Here is a 16,033-nt window from a genome sequence, read left to right as displayed (position 1 = left end):
TTGTTCTGGAAGTTGTTGCCATGTCCAAACTGCCTCCCGTGTTGCAAAACCTGTCGCTGCCCGTCATCGGTTCGCCGCTGTTCATCATCAGCAACCCCAAGCTCGTGATCGAGCAGTGCAAGGCCGGTGTGGTGGGCTCCATGCCCGCGCTCAATGCCCGCCCTGCCGAACTGCTGGACGAGTGGCTGGCCGAGATCACCGAGACCTTGGCGGCCTACAACAAGGCGAACCCCGACAAGCCTGCTGCGCCGTTTGCCATCAACCAGATCGTGCACAAGAGCAACGACCGGCTGGACCACGACATGCACGTGTGCGCCAAGTACAAGGTGCCGATCATCATCACCAGCCTGGGTGCGCGCGAGGACGTGAACCAGGCCGTGCATGCCTGGGGCGGCGTGGTGCTGCACGACATCATCAACAACAAGTTCGCGCACAAGGCGATTGAGAAGGGCGCTGACGGCCTGATCGCCGTGGCGGCCGGTGCCGGTGGCCACGCTGGCACCAAGAGCCCGTTTGCGCTGATCCAGGAAATCCGCCAGTGGTTCGACGGCCCGCTGGCGCTCAGCGGCTCTATCGCCAGTGGCGGCGCGGTGCTGGCTGCACAGGCCATGGGGGCAGACTTTGGCTACATCGGTTCGGCCTTCATCGCCACCCATGAGGCCCGCGCCAGCGAGGCCTACAAACAAGCCATCGTGGACGGCAACTCGGACGACATCGTCTACAGCAACCTGTTCACGGGCGTGCATGGCAACTACCTGGCGCCCTCGATCCGCGCGGCAGGCATGGACCCGGACAACCTGCCAGAGTCCGACCCCAGCAAGATGAACTTTGGCGGCGACGCCAAGAAGGCCTGGAAAGATATCTGGGGCTGCGGCCAGGGCATTGGCTCCATCAGCGCCGTGACCAGCACCGCCGAACTGGTCGCCAAGCTGCGCGGTGAATACGAGGCGGCCCGCGCCCGTCTCAAGCTCTGAATCTGCGCTCTGTAAGGGGCGGTGGCTTTGTGCCTCTGGGGGGCATTCGGCCATCTTTCTTCCCTCACACCGCCGTTTTGTTTCGCCCGCCATGTGTATCCACACATGGTGGGCGAATGTCTTTGTGGGAGGTGTTCGAGCGGTGTCTTTGCGATGACGCACCCGAGGGGAAACCCGCGTGAGGAGGAGAAGTCCCCTACAGATAATGGTGATGAAAAATAATCAATGAATGCCAGTGCCAAGTTCGCCGGCCTTGTCACCATGTTGCGAGGGAGATGCCTGATGTTCCGTGCTTTTGTGTGCCTGCTGGCCGTGTGCGCCACCACCCTGGTTCATGCCCGCAATGAAGGCGTGACCGCTGATGAAATCCGGCTGGGTGCCTCGGTCGTGCTGTCGGGGCCGCTCGGGCCGCAGACGGCGCAGTATGGCGAGGGCTCGCGACTGCTGTTCGACGCGGTGAACGCGCAGGGCGGGGTACATGGCCGGATGATCCGGTACACCACGCTCGATGATGCTTTCGACCCGCAAAAGGCCGTGGAAAACACGCGCCAGCTGCTGGAGAACGACAAGGTGTTCATGATTTTCCATAGCACCGGTACGGCGCAGACGGCGGCCATCCTGCCGCTGATCAAGGAGCAGCGCACTGTGCTGTTTGGCCCCGTCACGGGTGCCTCGGTGTTCCGGGAGGCGTTCAATCCGTATGTGTTCCATGTGCGTGCGGGTTATGCCAACGAGGCCAGCAAGATCGTGTCGCAGCTGCGCCAGCAAGGCATCACCCGTGTGGCGGTGTTCTTTCAGGACGACGGCCTGGGCAAGACACTGGCAGGTGAGCTCAAGAAGGCGTCGGACGAGGAGAAGCTGCCCTTTGTGGCCGAGATCAAGGTGGACCCCAAGCAGCCCGACTTTGCTGCCGCCGCACAGGCGACCGAAAAAGCCCAACCCCAGGCTGTGATCGTGGCGACCGGCGGCACCACTTTCACGAGCTACATCAAGGCGGTGCAGGCCACGGCAGCGCGGCCTGCCTACTACGGGTTCTCGGTGGCCAGCATGGACGTGATCCAGCGCGAACTCAGGGACAAGGCGCGGGGCATCATCCTGGCGCAGATCATGCCTTCGCTGCGCAACACCACTATCCCGGTGGTGGCCGAATATCTGAGCCTGCTGCGTGCCAAGTCGCCCGGCGCTCAACCCTCGGCTTCGCAGTTCGAAGGTTTTGTCCACGCGCGCTTGCTGGTGGAAGGGCTACGCCGCACGGGGCGCAACCTGACTACCGAGTCGTTCTCCAAAACGATGGAGGACGCGGGTGAAATTGCTTTTGGTCGTTTCAGCGTGAAGTATTCGCCGCGCAACCACAATGGGTCGACCTATGTGGAGCTGGCTATCGTGGACGCGGAAGGCAGTCTGCGTTACTGAGGGTATCCACGCTTCGCGCGGTGCGCGGACTCTTGTTCATCGAGCCCGCTGCAGGTGATGGCAGACCAGCGGGAGACAGTGCAGCTGTGCAAAAAATCCTCTAACGGAGGACAATAGCGGGTTTTGTTGTTCCATCCTCGGTCCAGTTCGCCTTGCTGCTTTGCGCAGCAGGCGAATCAGCGCGGAGGGAATCCGGATATCCAGCGGCGCACTGTCCGCAGGGATTCAACACCTCACCCTATGTCTTCGTCCACATCCCGCACACCCTTGATCGACATGATCAAGGGCATGGCTTGCGCCACCATCGTGTGGCACCACTTGGCCTTCTATGGCCCGATGTCCGACATCGCCCATCCCTTGGCTCCAGTACTCATAGCGTGGCTATATGACTATGGGCGCATGGCGGTGCAGGTGTTTCTGGTGTTGGGTGGGTACCTGGCTGCTGCGAGCCTTGCGCCCCAGGGCATTGCGCGTTTCGACCATGCGGGCACCGCCATTGCCAAACGCTTCGTGCGGCTGGTGGTGCCTTATGCCGTGGCGTTGATGCTGGCGGTGGTGGTCGCCGCCCTCGTGCGGCCTTGGATGGAGCACCACTCTGTGCCCGACCAACCCACCTTGTCACAACTGTTGGCGAACGCTTTGCTGCTGCAGGACATCGTGGGTGAAGGTGCTTTGTCGGCTGGCGTGTGGTACGTGGCCATCGACTTTCAACTCTTTGCGCTGACTGTGCTGATGCTGGCCGGTGTACGTGCGCTGCCTGCGCGCTGGGTACAGCACCATGCAGCGGCCTTGTCGCAGGGGCTGGTGCTGTTGGTGGCTGCTGCCTCGCTATGGGTTTTCAACCGCATCGCGGGGTTGGACATGTGGGCGCTGTACTTTTTTGGTGCCTACGGCCTGGGCATGCTGGCTTACTGGGCGGTACGGGCGCCGAAGGCGCAGGCATGGGTCTGCCTCATGGCGCTGCTGGTGGGGGCAGCGCTGGCGGTGGATTTCCGGGCACGCATTGCCGTGGCTGCGGTCACGGCCTTGTGCCTGGTGGTGGCCATGCGCTCTGCGCGCATGCGCAGCTTTTCCGGTGTGTCGCCGCTCGTAAAGCTCGGCCAGATGTCGTACTCGGTGTTTCTGGTGCACTTTGCCGTGTGCTTGCTCGTGAACGCGGTGGTCAGCCACCTCTGGCCTACATCACCAGCGCTGAATGCCGTGGGCATGCTCCTGGCGTTTGGGCTATCGCTGGCAGCTGGGCGTCTGTTGTATCTGCGAGTGGAGCGTCATGTGCCATCGTGGTCCACGGCCCTGCGCTGGCAACTGGGGCTGGTGGGGGCTGGCATGCTGGTGGTCATTACCAGCAACTGGGCATAGCCCCTAGGCTGGGACCGCAGGGGCAGGCCGACTGGGCTGTTTTTTTGAGCGCGCTATGTCCTTCAGCCCAGTGCAGTGCTATCGCAAAAGCTTGCGTTCCCGCCGTTTGCGTTGCTTGTCCAGAAACCACGCCATGAAGGGCAGCAGCAGCATCGAGCCGGGGATCACCCAGATAAAAAGATAAGGGCTGACCGAAGACGCGGACCGCATCACATCCCGCAGGTGGGCTCGTTCCTCGGCACTCCAATTGCCCTGGCGGCGCTGCTGCACCAGCCAGACCACCGAGCCCTTCATGGTGGCCATCTCGCGGCGCAAGCGGCTCTTTTCCCGACTGTTGCCCGCGAGAAAAGAACAAAACCACTCCGGCGCGCGCTCCATGCGGCGCTGGAATGCCAGGGTGGAATCCGGGTCAAATGTGTCGGTCGGGGGCGGCTCGGAGGGCAGATGAAAGTTCACGACCAGCGCCATTATCTCTACGATTGTGCTGACTATTTATTCGTCAAGGGTATCGAGCTCTGACCCAGATAAATCGTGGCGGCCTTATTTACCCCAACAGTCGACATTGTATCCCGCTTGATCCGATGTTTTGCCTGCTGCGCCACGGAGCCCACTATTGCTAAGCGAGTAGGTGCCACATTTGTCACTTGCCTGGGGACTGGTGGCCTTCGGCGTTGCAGTTAATGTGTAGCTGGTGGTTGTGTTGCTAGCAGCTAGCGCAATCGTATATCGTTTGCTGTTGTCAGAAGACCACGTGAGTGTCGTTGGCAGTGAGGCTGTAGGATATGTTCCCGTCGCTGTAGCAGCTCTTTCAAGCCATTGCTGCGCTTGCAACAAACCAGCACGAGCTTCCGCTCGATGCCCCCGTCGCACATATTCTTGATAGCTAGGGTAAGCAACGGCGGAGAGAATAGCCACTATCGCTACCACAATCATCAACTCAATCAGCGTGAAGCCTTGAGCATATTTCGGCGGTATTTTTATATTCATAAAATCTCTCATAAATCAAGCAACGACTATTTCAATTGCCGCCAGCTAGGTCGTACCAGCAAAGATGGATAAATTTTGAGCGCATCGCTCTTACCGTCATTACCTTTACGGATCTGTTTTGTACCTGTAGCGAAGCGCAATTCCTTGCCGGAGGCCGACATCCTCGCGTAGTTTTTGCCACTGCTCATGTCTGACGCGTTATAGAGACCATCACCATTTACATCCATGATTGTGAGTGGCGCAGGAGTCCCTGATGCAATATTTACCAGTGTACGATATGTCTTGGCTGCACTTGGTTGAGGTGCGCACACCTCAGTGCCGCTGGCGGTAGCGCTGCCGGTGGCTGGTTTTTCGCTGATTATTTCCAGGGTGTTGCCTCCATTGTAGAACGTAGGGCTTGTTGTGACGCGTTCGCCTGATACTGGCAGATCCATATACCAACCTTGCTTTACAGTGCATGATGTATCGGTTGGTTTACAGGAGTAAGTGACCTCCTGCGTTGTAAGGGTCCAGAAGGAGCGTCCTGTACTTACTCCACTTCCTGCTGTACCCAAGCCTGTACCAGCTGTTGTGTTATCCGAGCCGTTGTCTACCGATTCGGACTGCAATGCGCTGCGACCACTAACGGTTGCTGGCGTTGGATTAGATGTCTTTACAGTTACCTTGCCAGCATTGGCACCCGAGCTCTCGATTTGATATCGAGTATTGTCTAGTATGGAGTAGACCGATTGCACAGATGTGTCCGTCCGATCTCCCTCGGTCAGATTCTGCCCAGTTCCAAACGCCACCATCAAGCCACCAACCGCTCTATTTGCACGAAGGACAGGTGGAGTGGTTATCGGCTGTCGATTGGTGGAGCCTCCACTGGTGTACGTTGCCGTAAATAATGGATTGCCACTGAAAGCGACGCCCCATTGGGTCGCATCAGCATTGGAAATGTCAAATTTCCACATGTTTCCGCGTAAATCTCCTGCGTAAACAAAATCGGGTGTGCCATCGCCATTTACATCTAGCAGCTGAGGTGTAGATAGACCATTGCCTGATGCTTCTGCTCCGGTCGTGGCCGCAGGAATTACCTTAAGAGATTTGTCTCCGTCCAAATACTGGATGAGCAGTACAGGTCGTTCATTCGCGCTGTTATATCCATTGCCTACAATGTAAGCCCAACGACCATTGTTTGTACGCGCAATTTGCAAAGATAGCTGTTGGTTGCTTTCAGAGACGACTGGAGTGCCAAAGATATGCCCAATATCTGGGTGGGCATTATTATCTGTTGGTTTCGAGGGGGGCACGGCATCACTGATAGGTGCAGCTGTTTTGTCCATCACGACCAAAGACGCCGCATTGGCTTCTGCAAAGTTGGTGGCTGGTGCAGGTACTGGAGAGGAAGCATCAAGAGGACCGGGCTTGGTCACATCAAGGACAAAGAAGCCCCGGCCTCCTGCACCCAAAGTACCCACAAGATATGTACGCCAATCGGCTGTTCCCCCTGTTCCAATATCAATATCACCAGATTGTGGCGACCCATCGACGTAATATCGATGATCATAATTGGTATTCGTTAATGCTGAGAGATTCTGCACTACACCATGGGGCACATATGCAATCTTCTCTGTCCCGTCCTTGGCGGAGAAACCATGCAGCATGCCGTCGTTCCCTCCAACGTATAGCATCGGTAGACGCCCGCGATTGTTCGCAGCAAAGGTGTTATATGAACCTGTAGAGTATCCGCTGGCTGGTGGACCAACATACCAAATTCCAGAATTAACAATATCGCCCTGGCGATTTTTTCGATTTCTGAATGTTGCGGTTGGATTTGCTAAGGAGTAATTGGTCGCTTCCTTGGTTCGGTCTCCTCGGATGAAATTGACGCGATCCTGCCCCCTGCCGTCTCCTGTCAACGTGCTGGCGGTTCCTACCGTACCATTATTAAGCCACATCTGCTGAGACGCATTGCTGGTCGAGCTACTTAAATTAGCCCATTTGAAGGAAATTCCGGTGGCTGCTGGATCTGATGCCGCGATAGGGATTTTGTATGACAACACAAGCCGAGTACTAACGTTCGCACTGTCTAACTTGTCTGCCGTCGAAAGTCCCTTGGTTGTGCTGCCGCTCACTAAACCCCAATCGGGGTTGGGGGTAAAGTTACCCGAGGTGTCAATTGAATTGGATGTAACGGAGCCATACCAACGATTGTCATTGGAGTTGCCGTCGTCTGCCGCGACATAACTAGTTTGGAAAGATTGAGTTCCCACTCGGCTCACGGATCCGGAAGCCGAGGTAAATCCAGAAACGGGGGCGGTTGTATCTACTACAATATCATCGAAAATATCTGCGAAAACTGCAGTTAAATCACCGGTAACGGGGTAGTATTTGCCGCGACTATTTATGGCCATGTGCCACATTTCTTGTGGCCGATAAGCGTCGTAACTCCCATCTGCTATGCCGAATGTTACATTATCCCATTTTGTATTTCCAACGGCAAGGCTGGCGAAACCAGTATCATACATTCCAAATATACCGCCGCTCCATTGTGGAGAGGTTGCAGTATTTTTGGTTAGCGTACTGGCTGTAGGTCCATATCCTATGGTGTATTGCACCAAATGTTGCCATTCGGCTGGATCATTTTTTGGATTCCAATACTCGCTAAATGTTACAGACTTGGCGCTGGCTCCGGTTCCATTGTTGAAGGTTTCAGTGCCCGTTTTTCTTATTTTTGGGATAACTGCATTGTCAATTCCTGGCTGCAGATCGGTTGCCCAATAGTAAAATGCAATATCAGCCAGCGTTGGATATGCGTAATATGTGTTGGTGCTTCCGGATGTAACTTTTTTCGGTGCCTCATCACCATAATCATCTCTGAATATTTGAGTTTCGGCAGAGGTTATGGAGTATGCTTGCACGCCATAAGGGGATGCAGGGTGGGAGGTAGAAGCCGGCGCAGGCGTCGGAAGTGCAGCAATGGCTTTGCCATCAAAATTTTGAATGGTGGTATTTGTGGTTGTACTCGTGGGCACAACCATATCACTCTTAAAAGAAGTACTATTTAGGCCCGAATCGGTATAGGTGAAGTTCCAGCCGCCATCCGTTAAGAAAATGTGATAGGCACGGCGACACGCTAAGGGGGCTGAGTCCGTTGTGCCTGGAGTAGCATTCCATGGGCTATTCGCTCCTGTGGTTTGCATGTATTTGCCTGCATTCCAGGCTAAGACATGGGACGGTGTCGTGCCTGTTGCTGAGAGCTGATTGATCCAAGTGGCAAAACTAGTCTTTTTCGCCCCTGAGAATTTTCCCATGGCGTTATTATTTCCACATCCTCCAGAATTGGAGGGAATACCGTTGCATGCAAACGATTGCCATGCGAGCCTAAATTGATCATCGTACTTGGTACTGTTAACAAGAACTGCCTGCAATCCTTCTTGCACGCGTTGTATGCGTGTTTTCACACCGTCGTCTTTAGTGCCCATACTGCCAGACGTGTCGATTGACATGACCACATTGGGGATAGGCGTTTTATAAGCGGTTCCTGCAGGGTACTGAACTAAAGGGATTTGCGCGGACCACGCATTCAATGGTCCCCAAATTGCTGCAATCAGAATGGCGAGAGTTTTTGGTTTTGGATAATATGTCTTACGCATGGCGGAGCTCCAATAATTGTGGAAAGCGTGCGGATTGTGATTTATTTGGAGTTGTTCGGGTCCTGCAGTGACAGTGTTGACTGCAGAACAACTTCACTGCCAGGTTTATTTCCACGTGCTATGGCCGTGATTCGATAAACGAATAACTTCGTGCGCATTGGGGCAAATCTCTCTACATTGGAGCCTGGTGGCATTCCCGAAAGCAGCGATAAACCATCTGGGTCTATATAGGGCATGATTTCCACCCAGTACCAAGCCCCTTTTCCTGTAGATGTTTCTGCCAATATAGTATTAGCGGTTGCCGCAGCACTAGCCCCCGTAAACTGACCATACCGCGCACCAACATTTGTGGCAGTCATTGCAGCCATTGCGGTACTGTCGTTCCAGAAGTCTTGCGGGTCGTTACGCTTTTGGCAAATACCTTTGTAGCAGTAAGTGCTATTTGGACTCAGGCTTTGTACCGTCGATAACATGTTTCCGAGATCTTTGGTTTCAAAGTCGAAATACACGTCGGCGCCAATCGTGGCGGGAACTGCAGGTGTTGCTCCGCTAGCTGGAATCGCTGGGGCTGGAGGGGGGCGGCAAAGATCGCTGTTCCCGGCAGTACGTGCACACGTGCTCCCATTAGGTTGAAGGCCTCTTATGTCGAATTCCGCATCCTGCAACATTGCTTGCGCCGCTTCGAATGTACGGCGATAGTCTGCGTCGTTGCCCACCAGAATTTCATTGAAGAGTGCACTGCGTGCAGCCCACAAAGCAAGAAGCATCGACAAAAGTACAAAAACAATTACTACATAAAGCGCCATACCACGCTGGCTACTACGCCGACGAGGCTGGAGATGTGTGAAAGTGACTTGCATAATGTGATGAGTTTGTAGCCTGACGAGCCTCGTCAAACCTGCCCTTGACTACGGATTTGGTATATGTTGCGAAAGACCATTTTGAGACGGTCTCCGTAGGAGGTGGCAGTGCCGCTGCAATTTGTATAGGTTGCACCGGCTGTGGGGGCGGGCTCTGTACCTGTAAGTTCAAGGCACACTTCTACTGCATAGACATTCGACCATGTTGCAGTAGCACTGGCTGCATTAGCAATCACGCTGGAAGCTGCCAAATACTGCAAGTTCGTCGTATTCGGTGCTTGCTGGATATACCGCAACTGCATATCTGTCAGATTGCCGATAATAGGCTGACTGGTTCCTCCTGTGCCAACACACACCAGCTCGTTTGTGGTTGTGTTCCGCTGAAATTTACTGCTGAGAACAGGTGTGGCGCCTAGGCTTCCACTGGCAGCAAGCGCCGGATTTTGTCCCAAGCAGTCTCGCAATAGGGAAGAAGAGACTGGCGTTGATGCAGGTGCTGGGGGCGTAACAGTTTCTATGTAGTTCTGATAACCGACAGTAAAACTGGGCGTAGTGTCCGCAACCAAGGTACTTGATGCGCGGCTGAAGGGGGGGCGAACACCTGTAGGGTCTGGTGGATCAAACGCAACAGCCGTCATGGCAGCAACAGCGTCTGAGGCCACGGGTGCGATACTGGGTTTAAGGTTTAGTTCGAGACTGCCGGCCTGGCGAATTTGTTGGCCGATCACGCGAAACGCGTAAGAGGCTTGTTGCTGCAAGGACGTGGCCTCGGACACCGTTCCCGAAATTCCACGAGAGGCCATGAGCGCGCCCAAAGCAACAGCAACGACCATGAGGCCGACGGCAATACCAACCATGAGCTCAATGAGCGTCACGCCACGCTGCCGGCGTGTTGAGTCGGGAGTTATTACAAACACTTTGAAGCGATATTTCATGGAGGGCTCGTCAATTCGGGCAGTACAAAGTGCCACCTTCGGGTGTGCATCGCTGTGTTGGTTGTAAATACTGTATGTGGCATATTAGTCCGCTGGGGCAACTGATAGCTGTGCCAGCGGAATCAATTCCAGATACTGCAAGCGGTGCGGTAAGTGCTGTCAGGTCAGAAGAACTGAAACTCTGTCCATTTTGGTTATATCGGTTCTCATTCCAGCCGATCATTACCCCAAGTTGGCGGGGGGCACCTTGGGGAATGAAGATGGCTGTCTTAGCACCTGGCAACGTGCGGTCGACCCTCAGGCGCCACTGCCGGAGGTCGCATGCTGCCAAGTCGGTCGGATTGCATGCTGCGCTGGTGCAGCATTCGCTGGTGTCTGTGGGAAGAGCGTCGGCCAACGCTACCTTGTAATTTACCAAGTTGTTCAATGCATCGGGGCTACTTTCTAGCCGTTCGCCAAGGTCCTCAATAAACCGAATGGCTTGACCACGCCGAACACCCGCTTGGGTGTCTGTCAGGGTCCGCATTTGCACACCCAGTATTCCCAAAATGCCGAGTGTCATCACAACGATCGCGACCAAAACCTCTAACAGGCTGAAACCGCGCTGAGTTTTTAAGAATTGGGCGGCTTTCAGTTGGAGCATGGGACGTCCTCTATGATTTTAATTCGACCGCCCGCCGCCATGCATATGCCTCGGGTGGCAGGTGAAGAGATGCCTATAGTTGCAGGGGAGATAATAAATCCTTTAGCATTTAACCCACTCATCTTTCCATTGCGATCCACGCTGATGGAGGAGCTGCCGGATTTGTGGATTACATCTGTATTGGCGGAGGTAACGACGGTCTGGAGAATCTCCTCGCCAACTTTGTACTTGCCATTGCTGTCGCTGTCCACGAAAATGATCCAACCGCAACCCCACTCTTCATTCGTACTCGCAAGTTGGCAGCCTTTGGTTGTATTGGGTAATTTTTGAATGCCAATGTGTCCCCCGCGCTTTATCGCTTCAGACCGTGCAACTTGAAGGCTGTTTACCATTGATTCGGTTACGCTGCGAACTCGCCAGCGATCAATGAGTGTCGTAAATTGTGGTCCAGCGAGTACTGTAAGTAAACCAATAATGGCTATTACCACCATCAACTCAATGGATGTGAAGCCTCTGGATATTGGAAATAGTTGAAAAATCAGCATGCATCACTACCTTTTTTTTGTGTGATGCGCCCCCCCGTGCCTGCGCACAGTCGTATTGCGCTGACTGCGGCGGAGCTCTGACCTTGTGGTGTCAGTAAAAAATCCATTGAGGAGGGATTCGTCGCGCTGACGGCATTTGCCAACATGCCCCAGCGATTGATGGCGATAATTCCAGTGCTACCAGTCAATGTGATATTTACTTTTGGTGAAGGAGAGCTAATTTTCAAATCGCACTCATTGGGAGTGTTGGCTGTATTGCAGGTATCTTGGCTACCGTTATTATTGGAATCATAAAAAACCCGCCAGCCACAACTCCAATCAGTGTTTCCCGATGATGTGCAGCCACTATCGCTTAGATTTCGAGCGACAATAATATTTCCACCGAGCTTTATCGCCTCTGATCGAGCGAAGTACAACGTAGTCGCAAGATTTTCCGCGGCATCACGCACTCTCCATTTTTCGATAATAGGTGTAAAACTAGGAGCTGCTAGAGCAGCTAGTACAGCCAAAATGGCTAGCGTAACCATCAGCTCTATCGCGGTGAATCCTTGGTCGCGGTCAGATGGCGGGGGGAGAAGGAGCGTATGCATCTTTCTATGTTACGAGGCCATGGCTCTGATGATCGATCCGCTGGGATGAGTGGCAGGCGAGACACGACGACCGGCGTGCATGGCCGTCATCCTGTGGCAGGTGTGCTCCAGTATTTAGAGTTGCCCTCTGCCCTTCTTGTCTCGCTCAGCCGCAAAGGTATCTCACTTCACAGCCGGGACAACAGCAGAGGCCGTACCGCAGCCGGTTTCAAAGCCACCTTGTTAAACCCGGAGGCGGTCCGTCGAGAGAAGACGCACATTCAGCCGCGAGTTCTATTCGAGGCGGTCACGCTGGTTGTTAGTGTGCGGTGACCGTGGCCCTGGCAAGATAGAGCGCAACGTCTTGAAGTAGCCCCAGCCAACTTTGCGAAGGAGTCGGTGTGAAGTTCGGTTTAGTAGCGAAGCGCCCAAAGGCCTCGTTGGTTAATCTGGCGTGCGAGGCGGCTTCTATGCCTAGCTGATGCGCTTCAGCAGCCTGCGCAGCGTTGAAGATGAGACGCCGGGCGCGCATGTACAACAGAGCTCCATGCGCAGCGATCGCACCTAAGGCACCTGGCGCATGCGGCACGATGTACTTTAGCCGGGTGAATGGCGCCGCGTCGATAGGTGCATTCGCTAGCGAGCGCTTCGTGCTCGCCCCACGCCAAGGCTCGTCCAAGGATCGAAGCGAGTGCTGCGTGGTGGCCGACAATGTGCTGGACCGCCCGTTCCAGGCGAATGCATCGACTCAGAAGCGGGTGGCCGAATTCACCTACATCTGAACGTCAGAGAGCCGGCTGTTTGTAGAAGCGGTGCTGGACCTGCACTTAGAGCATATCGATCGGAATCAACAGGTGTAATCCGCGTTGGCAGGTTTGGATGTAAGTCATGTCGGTGGCCCAGGACAGATCGGGATCGGCCACCTTGAACAGTCACAGCGGTAGGCCGGGCTTGCCACTTCTACTCCCAGGTCTGCGGTCATAAGCCGCGTGCGAGCGTAGATCTTCGAGCTCGAATGGAAGCGCCATGCGCTGCTTGCCTCGGCGCTCACCCAAATCGCTATATCTTTTAGCGCGAGTTTGCAGTAACTACAGACACTACTGCTTATCAGCCTTGTCTTCTTGAGTTAGCCCAGAAATTTTTTATCGTTCTCGGTCCGGAGGCTCGGCGGCGCTTTCTTTTATGCGTGGTAACAGCCCCGGCGCAGCGCCATCGCCTTTTACATATGCCGCACGCTCTGTTTTTGCTCGTGATGCCGGGTGGATGCGTACCTTGCCCGTTCAGGTTTGAGCCGCGAAGGTGTCTAGTGGGGCCGGAATGAATCAAGCTATGAATTTGATAGCGGTAGTGTGTCTACGATCGTCCCGCCTCGTTGATCTTGGTCAAGCCCTTCCTTTGCCTGCTGCCTTGAAATGAGGTAGTCCCTACCTCAACTGGAGACTAACTCGGAGGACATAGACCATGCGTCTCGACAAATTCACCACCAAATTCCAGGAAGCCCTGAGCGATGCACAGAGCATTGCACTAGGCAATGACCACGCCTACATCGAGCCGGTACATGTGCTGCAGGCCATGCTGCAACAGGACGATGGCCCGAAGGCGCTGCTGCAGCGTGCGGGCGCCAACGTACCCGGCCTGTTGGCGGGGGCCGAGGCGGCGGTTAAGCGCCTGCCTCAGGTGCAGGGCAACGACCAGGTACAAGGCGGCCCTGAGCTGGGGCGTGTGCTCCAGGCCACCGAGAAAGAGGCCATCAAGCGCGGCGACCAGTTCATCGCCAGCGAGCTGTTTTTGCTCGCCGTGATCGACAGCAAGGGAGAGGCCGCAAAAATCGCCAAGGACAACGGCCTCACGCGCAAGAGCCTGGAGGCCGCCATCGACGCCGTGCGCGGCGGTCAGAAGATGGACAGCGCAGAGGCCGAAGGCCAGCGTGGTGCGCTGGCCAAGTACTGCCTGGATCTCACCGAGCGCGCTCGTCTTGGCAAGCTGGACCCCGTGATTGGCCGCGACGACGAAATCCGCCGTGCCATCCAGGTGCTGCAGCGCCGCACCAAGAACAACCCCGTGCTGATCGGCGAACCCGGCGTGGGCAAGACCGCCATCGTAGAAGGCCTGGCCCAGCGCATTGTGGCGGGCGAAGTACCCGAGAGCCTCAAGGGCAAGCGCGTGCTCAGCCTCGACATGGCTGCGCTGCTTGCGGGTGCCAAGTTCCGGGGCGAGTTTGAAGAGCGCCTGAAAAGCGTGCTCAACGAACTGGCCAAGGACGAAGGTCAGACCATCGTCTTTATCGACGAGCTGCACACCATGGTGGGCGCGGGCAAGGGCGAGGGCGCGATGGACGCGGGCAACATGCTCAAGCCCGCGCTGGCGCGTGGCGAGCTGCACTGCGTGGGGGCCACCACACTCGACGAATACCGCAAGTACATCGAAAAGGATGCGGCACTGGAGCGGCGCTTCCAGAAGATCCTGGTCGGCGAGCCCACCGTGGAGGCGACCATTGCCATCCTCCGCGGCTTGCAGGAGAAATATGAGGTCCACCACGGCGTGGACATTACCGACCCGGCGATCGTCGCTGCGGCCGAGCTGAGCAATCGCTACATCACGGACCGCTTCCTGCCTGACAAGGCGATCGACTTGATCGATGAGGCCGCGTCCAAGATCAAGATCGAGATGGACTCCAAGCCTGAGGTGATGGATAAGCTCGACCGCCGCCTGATTCAGCTGCAGATCGAGCGCGAAGCGGTGCGCCGCGAGAAGGACGAGTCCTCACAAAAGCGCTTTGCGCTCATCGAGGAAGAGATCACCAAGCTGCAAAAGGAAATCGCCGACTACGACGAGATCTGGCAGTCTGAAAAGGCCCAGGCGCAAGGCAGCGCTCATGTGCGCGAGGCCATCGACAAGCTCAAGTTTCAGATCGAGGAGTTCACTCGCAAAGGCGACTTCAACAAGGTGGCCGAGCTGCAATACGGCAAGCTGCCTGAGCTGGAAAAGCAGTTGAAGGAAGCCCAAGCGCAAGAGGCTGGCAAGGACGGCGCGCCCGCCACGCGCCGCCTGCTGCGCACGCAGGTGGGCGCCGAGGAAATCGCTGAAGTGGTGAGCCGCGCCACGGGCATTCCCGTGGCCAAGATGATGCAGGGCGAAAAAGACAAGCTCCTGCAGATGGAGTCCAAGCTGCACGAGCGTGTGGTGGGCCAGCAAGAGGCGATTGCCGCAGTGGCCAATGCGATTCGCCGTTCGCGCTCAGGGCTGAGTGACCCCAATCGGCCCACTGGATCGTTCCTGTTCCTCGGCCCCACGGGCGTGGGCAAGACCGAGCTGTGCAAGGCGCTCGCGGGCTTCCTGTTTGACAGCGAAGACCACCTGATCCGCGTCGACATGAGCGAGTTCATGGAGAAACACTCGGTGGCCCGTCTGATCGGTGCGCCGCCCGGCTACGTGGGCTACGAGGAGGGCGGCTACCTGACCGAGGCCGTGCGCCGCAAGCCCTACAGCGTGCTGCTGCTCGACGAGGTGGAGAAGGCCCACCCGGACGTCTTCAACGTGTTGCTGCAGGTGCTGGACGACGGCCGCCTGACCGACGGCCAGGGCCGCACCGTGGACTTCAAGAACACGGTGATCGTGATGACGAGCAACATCGGCTCGCACCTGATCCAGGCCATGGTGGGACAGGACTCGGACGACATCAAGGAAGCGGTGTGGGGCGAGCTCAAGAACCACTTTCGGCCCGAGTTTTTGAACCGCATCGACGAGACCGTGGTGTTCCATGCGCTGGATGCCCAGCACATTGCCTCGATCGCCAAGATCCAGCTGCAGCTGTTGCAATCCCGGTTGGCGAAGATGGATTTGGAGTTGCAGGTGTCCGACGCTGCCTTGGCAGAATTGGCCAAGGTGGGGTTCGACCCCGTGTTTGGCGCACGGCCGCTCAAGCGGGCGATTCAGCAGCGCATAGAGAATCCGCTGTCCAAGCTGTTGCTGGAAGGGCGATTCCCACCCAAGAGTGTGATTCCGGTCACCGTCAACCCTGTTCTGGAGCCTGGCGTGTTCCAGTTCGGAGTCGCCCCGCAAGAGTGATGTGGGCTCGGGAGGCGGTTGCGGTGTGATTCAGCACCGCAA

Annotated in this window: 13 protein-coding genes; 5 read left to right on the top strand and 8 right to left on the bottom strand. The window is 56.1% G+C overall.

All coding sequences use genetic code 11. The features are described 5' to 3' along the window. The first annotated feature begins 20 nt into the window (after nucleotides 1-20). The 3 genes from C8C95_RS03000 to C8C95_RS02990 all read left to right on the top strand — a co-directional run bounded on the left by C8C95_RS03000 (nucleotide 21) and on the right by C8C95_RS02990 (nucleotide 3,746). Nucleotides 21-974, top strand: coding sequence for a nitronate monooxygenase family protein (locus C8C95_RS03000; RefSeq protein WP_116747592.1), 954 nt, complete (start codon nucleotides 21-23; stop codon nucleotides 972-974). A 282-nt stretch (nucleotides 975-1,256) separates the two neighbouring features. Further along, a complete protein-coding gene (locus tag C8C95_RS02995; RefSeq protein ID WP_108498993.1) occupies nucleotides 1,257-2,387 on the top strand; it encodes an ABC transporter substrate-binding protein in 1,131 nt (376 codons plus the stop codon). A 240-nt stretch (nucleotides 2,388-2,627) separates the two neighbouring features. Continuing rightward, nucleotides 2,628-3,746, top strand: a complete 1,119-nt coding sequence (locus C8C95_RS02990; RefSeq protein WP_116747591.1) for an acyltransferase family protein — start codon at nucleotides 2,628-2,630, stop codon at nucleotides 3,744-3,746. Between the two features lie 78 nt (nucleotides 3,747-3,824). Here C8C95_RS02990 and C8C95_RS02985 read toward each other — a convergent pair whose 3' ends face one another. The 8 genes from C8C95_RS02985 to C8C95_RS02950 form a co-directional block, all read right to left on the bottom strand. Beyond that, nucleotides 3,825-4,214: a hypothetical protein gene (locus C8C95_RS02985; protein ID WP_116747590.1), complete on the bottom strand. Its 390-nt coding sequence runs from the start codon at nucleotides 4,212-4,214 to the stop codon at nucleotides 3,825-3,827. Between the two features lie 72 nt (nucleotides 4,215-4,286). Further along, nucleotides 4,287-4,733 (bottom strand): type IV pilin protein, encoded by a 447-nt coding sequence (locus C8C95_RS02980; protein ID WP_116750116.1) that lies wholly within the window; start codon nucleotides 4,731-4,733, stop codon nucleotides 4,287-4,289. A 26-nt stretch (nucleotides 4,734-4,759) separates the two neighbouring features. After that, nucleotides 4,760-8,371: a PilC/PilY family type IV pilus protein gene (locus tag C8C95_RS02975; protein ID WP_116750115.1), complete on the bottom strand. Its 3,612-nt coding sequence runs from the start codon at nucleotides 8,369-8,371 to the stop codon at nucleotides 4,760-4,762. A 41-nt stretch (nucleotides 8,372-8,412) separates the two neighbouring features. Continuing rightward, nucleotides 8,413-9,177: a pilus assembly protein gene (locus tag C8C95_RS02970; RefSeq protein ID WP_243415616.1), complete on the bottom strand. Its 765-nt coding sequence runs from the start codon at nucleotides 9,175-9,177 to the stop codon at nucleotides 8,413-8,415. 86 nt (nucleotides 9,178-9,263) lie between these two features. Then, complete coding sequence (locus C8C95_RS02965) at nucleotides 9,264-10,166, bottom strand: PilW family protein (protein ID WP_116747588.1); 903 nt, start codon at nucleotides 10,164-10,166, stop codon at nucleotides 9,264-9,266. A gap of 10 nt (nucleotides 10,167-10,176) precedes the next feature. After that, entirely contained in the window at nucleotides 10,177-10,809 is a 633-nt protein-coding gene (gene pilV / locus C8C95_RS02960) for a type IV pilus modification protein PilV (RefSeq protein ID WP_116747587.1), read from the bottom strand. After that, nucleotides 10,797-11,354 carry a GspH/FimT family pseudopilin gene (locus tag C8C95_RS02955; RefSeq protein ID WP_116747586.1) on the bottom strand — a complete coding sequence of 186 codons (558 nt, stop codon included), beginning with the start codon at nucleotides 11,352-11,354 and terminating at the stop codon, nucleotides 10,797-10,799. The genes pilV and C8C95_RS02955 overlap by 13 nt, the downstream gene beginning before the upstream one ends. Continuing rightward, complete coding sequence (locus C8C95_RS02950) at nucleotides 11,348-11,944, bottom strand: GspH/FimT family pseudopilin (RefSeq protein ID WP_116747585.1); 597 nt, start codon at nucleotides 11,942-11,944, stop codon at nucleotides 11,348-11,350. Before C8C95_RS02950 ends, C8C95_RS02955 begins: the two co-directional genes overlap by 7 nt. A gap of 629 nt (nucleotides 11,945-12,573) precedes the next feature. On the opposite strand from C8C95_RS02950, the gene C8C95_RS23980 reads away from it, so the two are divergent. Beyond that, a complete protein-coding gene (locus C8C95_RS23980) occupies nucleotides 12,574-12,705 on the top strand; it encodes a hypothetical protein (protein WP_279323198.1) in 132 nt (43 codons plus the stop codon). A gap of 679 nt (nucleotides 12,706-13,384) precedes the next feature. Next, nucleotides 13,385-15,991, top strand: a complete 2,607-nt coding sequence (clpB, locus tag C8C95_RS02940; protein ID WP_116747583.1) for an ATP-dependent chaperone ClpB — start codon at nucleotides 13,385-13,387, stop codon at nucleotides 15,989-15,991. The last annotated feature ends 42 nt before the right edge of the window (nucleotides 15,992-16,033 follow it).

It is taken from the genome of Acidovorax sp. 99 (assembly GCF_003096455.1).
Taxonomy (GTDB): domain Bacteria; phylum Pseudomonadota; class Gammaproteobacteria; order Burkholderiales; family Burkholderiaceae_C; genus Acidovorax; species Acidovorax delafieldii.
This window is presented reverse-complemented; position numbering and strand designations above follow the sequence as displayed.

Coding starts and splice junctions, on each gene's coding strand:
- C8C95_RS03000 (WP_116747592.1), top strand. CDS start 21: ATGTCCAAACTGCCTCCCGTGTTGCAAAACCTGTCGCTGCCCGTCATC.
- C8C95_RS02995 (WP_108498993.1), top strand. CDS start 1,257: ATGTTCCGTGCTTTTGTGTGCCTGCTGGCCGTGTGCGCCACCACCCTG.
- C8C95_RS02990 (WP_116747591.1), top strand. CDS start 2,628: ATGTCTTCGTCCACATCCCGCACACCCTTGATCGACATGATCAAGGGC.
- C8C95_RS02985 (WP_116747590.1), bottom strand. CDS start 4,214: ATGGCGCTGGTCGTGAACTTTCATCTGCCCTCCGAGCCGCCCCCGACC.
- C8C95_RS02980 (WP_116750116.1), bottom strand. CDS start 4,733: ATGAATATAAAAATACCGCCGAAATATGCTCAAGGCTTCACGCTGATT.
- C8C95_RS02975 (WP_116750115.1), bottom strand. CDS start 8,371: ATGCGTAAGACATATTATCCAAAACCAAAAACTCTCGCCATTCTGATT.
- C8C95_RS02970 (WP_243415616.1), bottom strand. CDS start 9,177: ATGGCGCTTTATGTAGTAATTGTTTTTGTACTTTTGTCGATGCTTCTT.
- C8C95_RS02965 (WP_116747588.1), bottom strand. CDS start 10,166: ATGAAATATCGCTTCAAAGTGTTTGTAATAACTCCCGACTCAACACGC.
- pilV (WP_116747587.1), bottom strand. CDS start 10,809: ATGCTCCAACTGAAAGCCGCCCAATTCTTAAAAACTCAGCGCGGTTTC.
- C8C95_RS02955 (WP_116747586.1), bottom strand. CDS start 11,354: ATGCTGATTTTTCAACTATTTCCAATATCCAGAGGCTTCACATCCATT.
- C8C95_RS02950 (WP_116747585.1), bottom strand. CDS start 11,944: ATGCATACGCTCCTTCTCCCCCCGCCATCTGACCGCGACCAAGGATTC.
- clpB (WP_116747583.1), top strand. CDS start 13,385: ATGCGTCTCGACAAATTCACCACCAAATTCCAGGAAGCCCTGAGCGAT.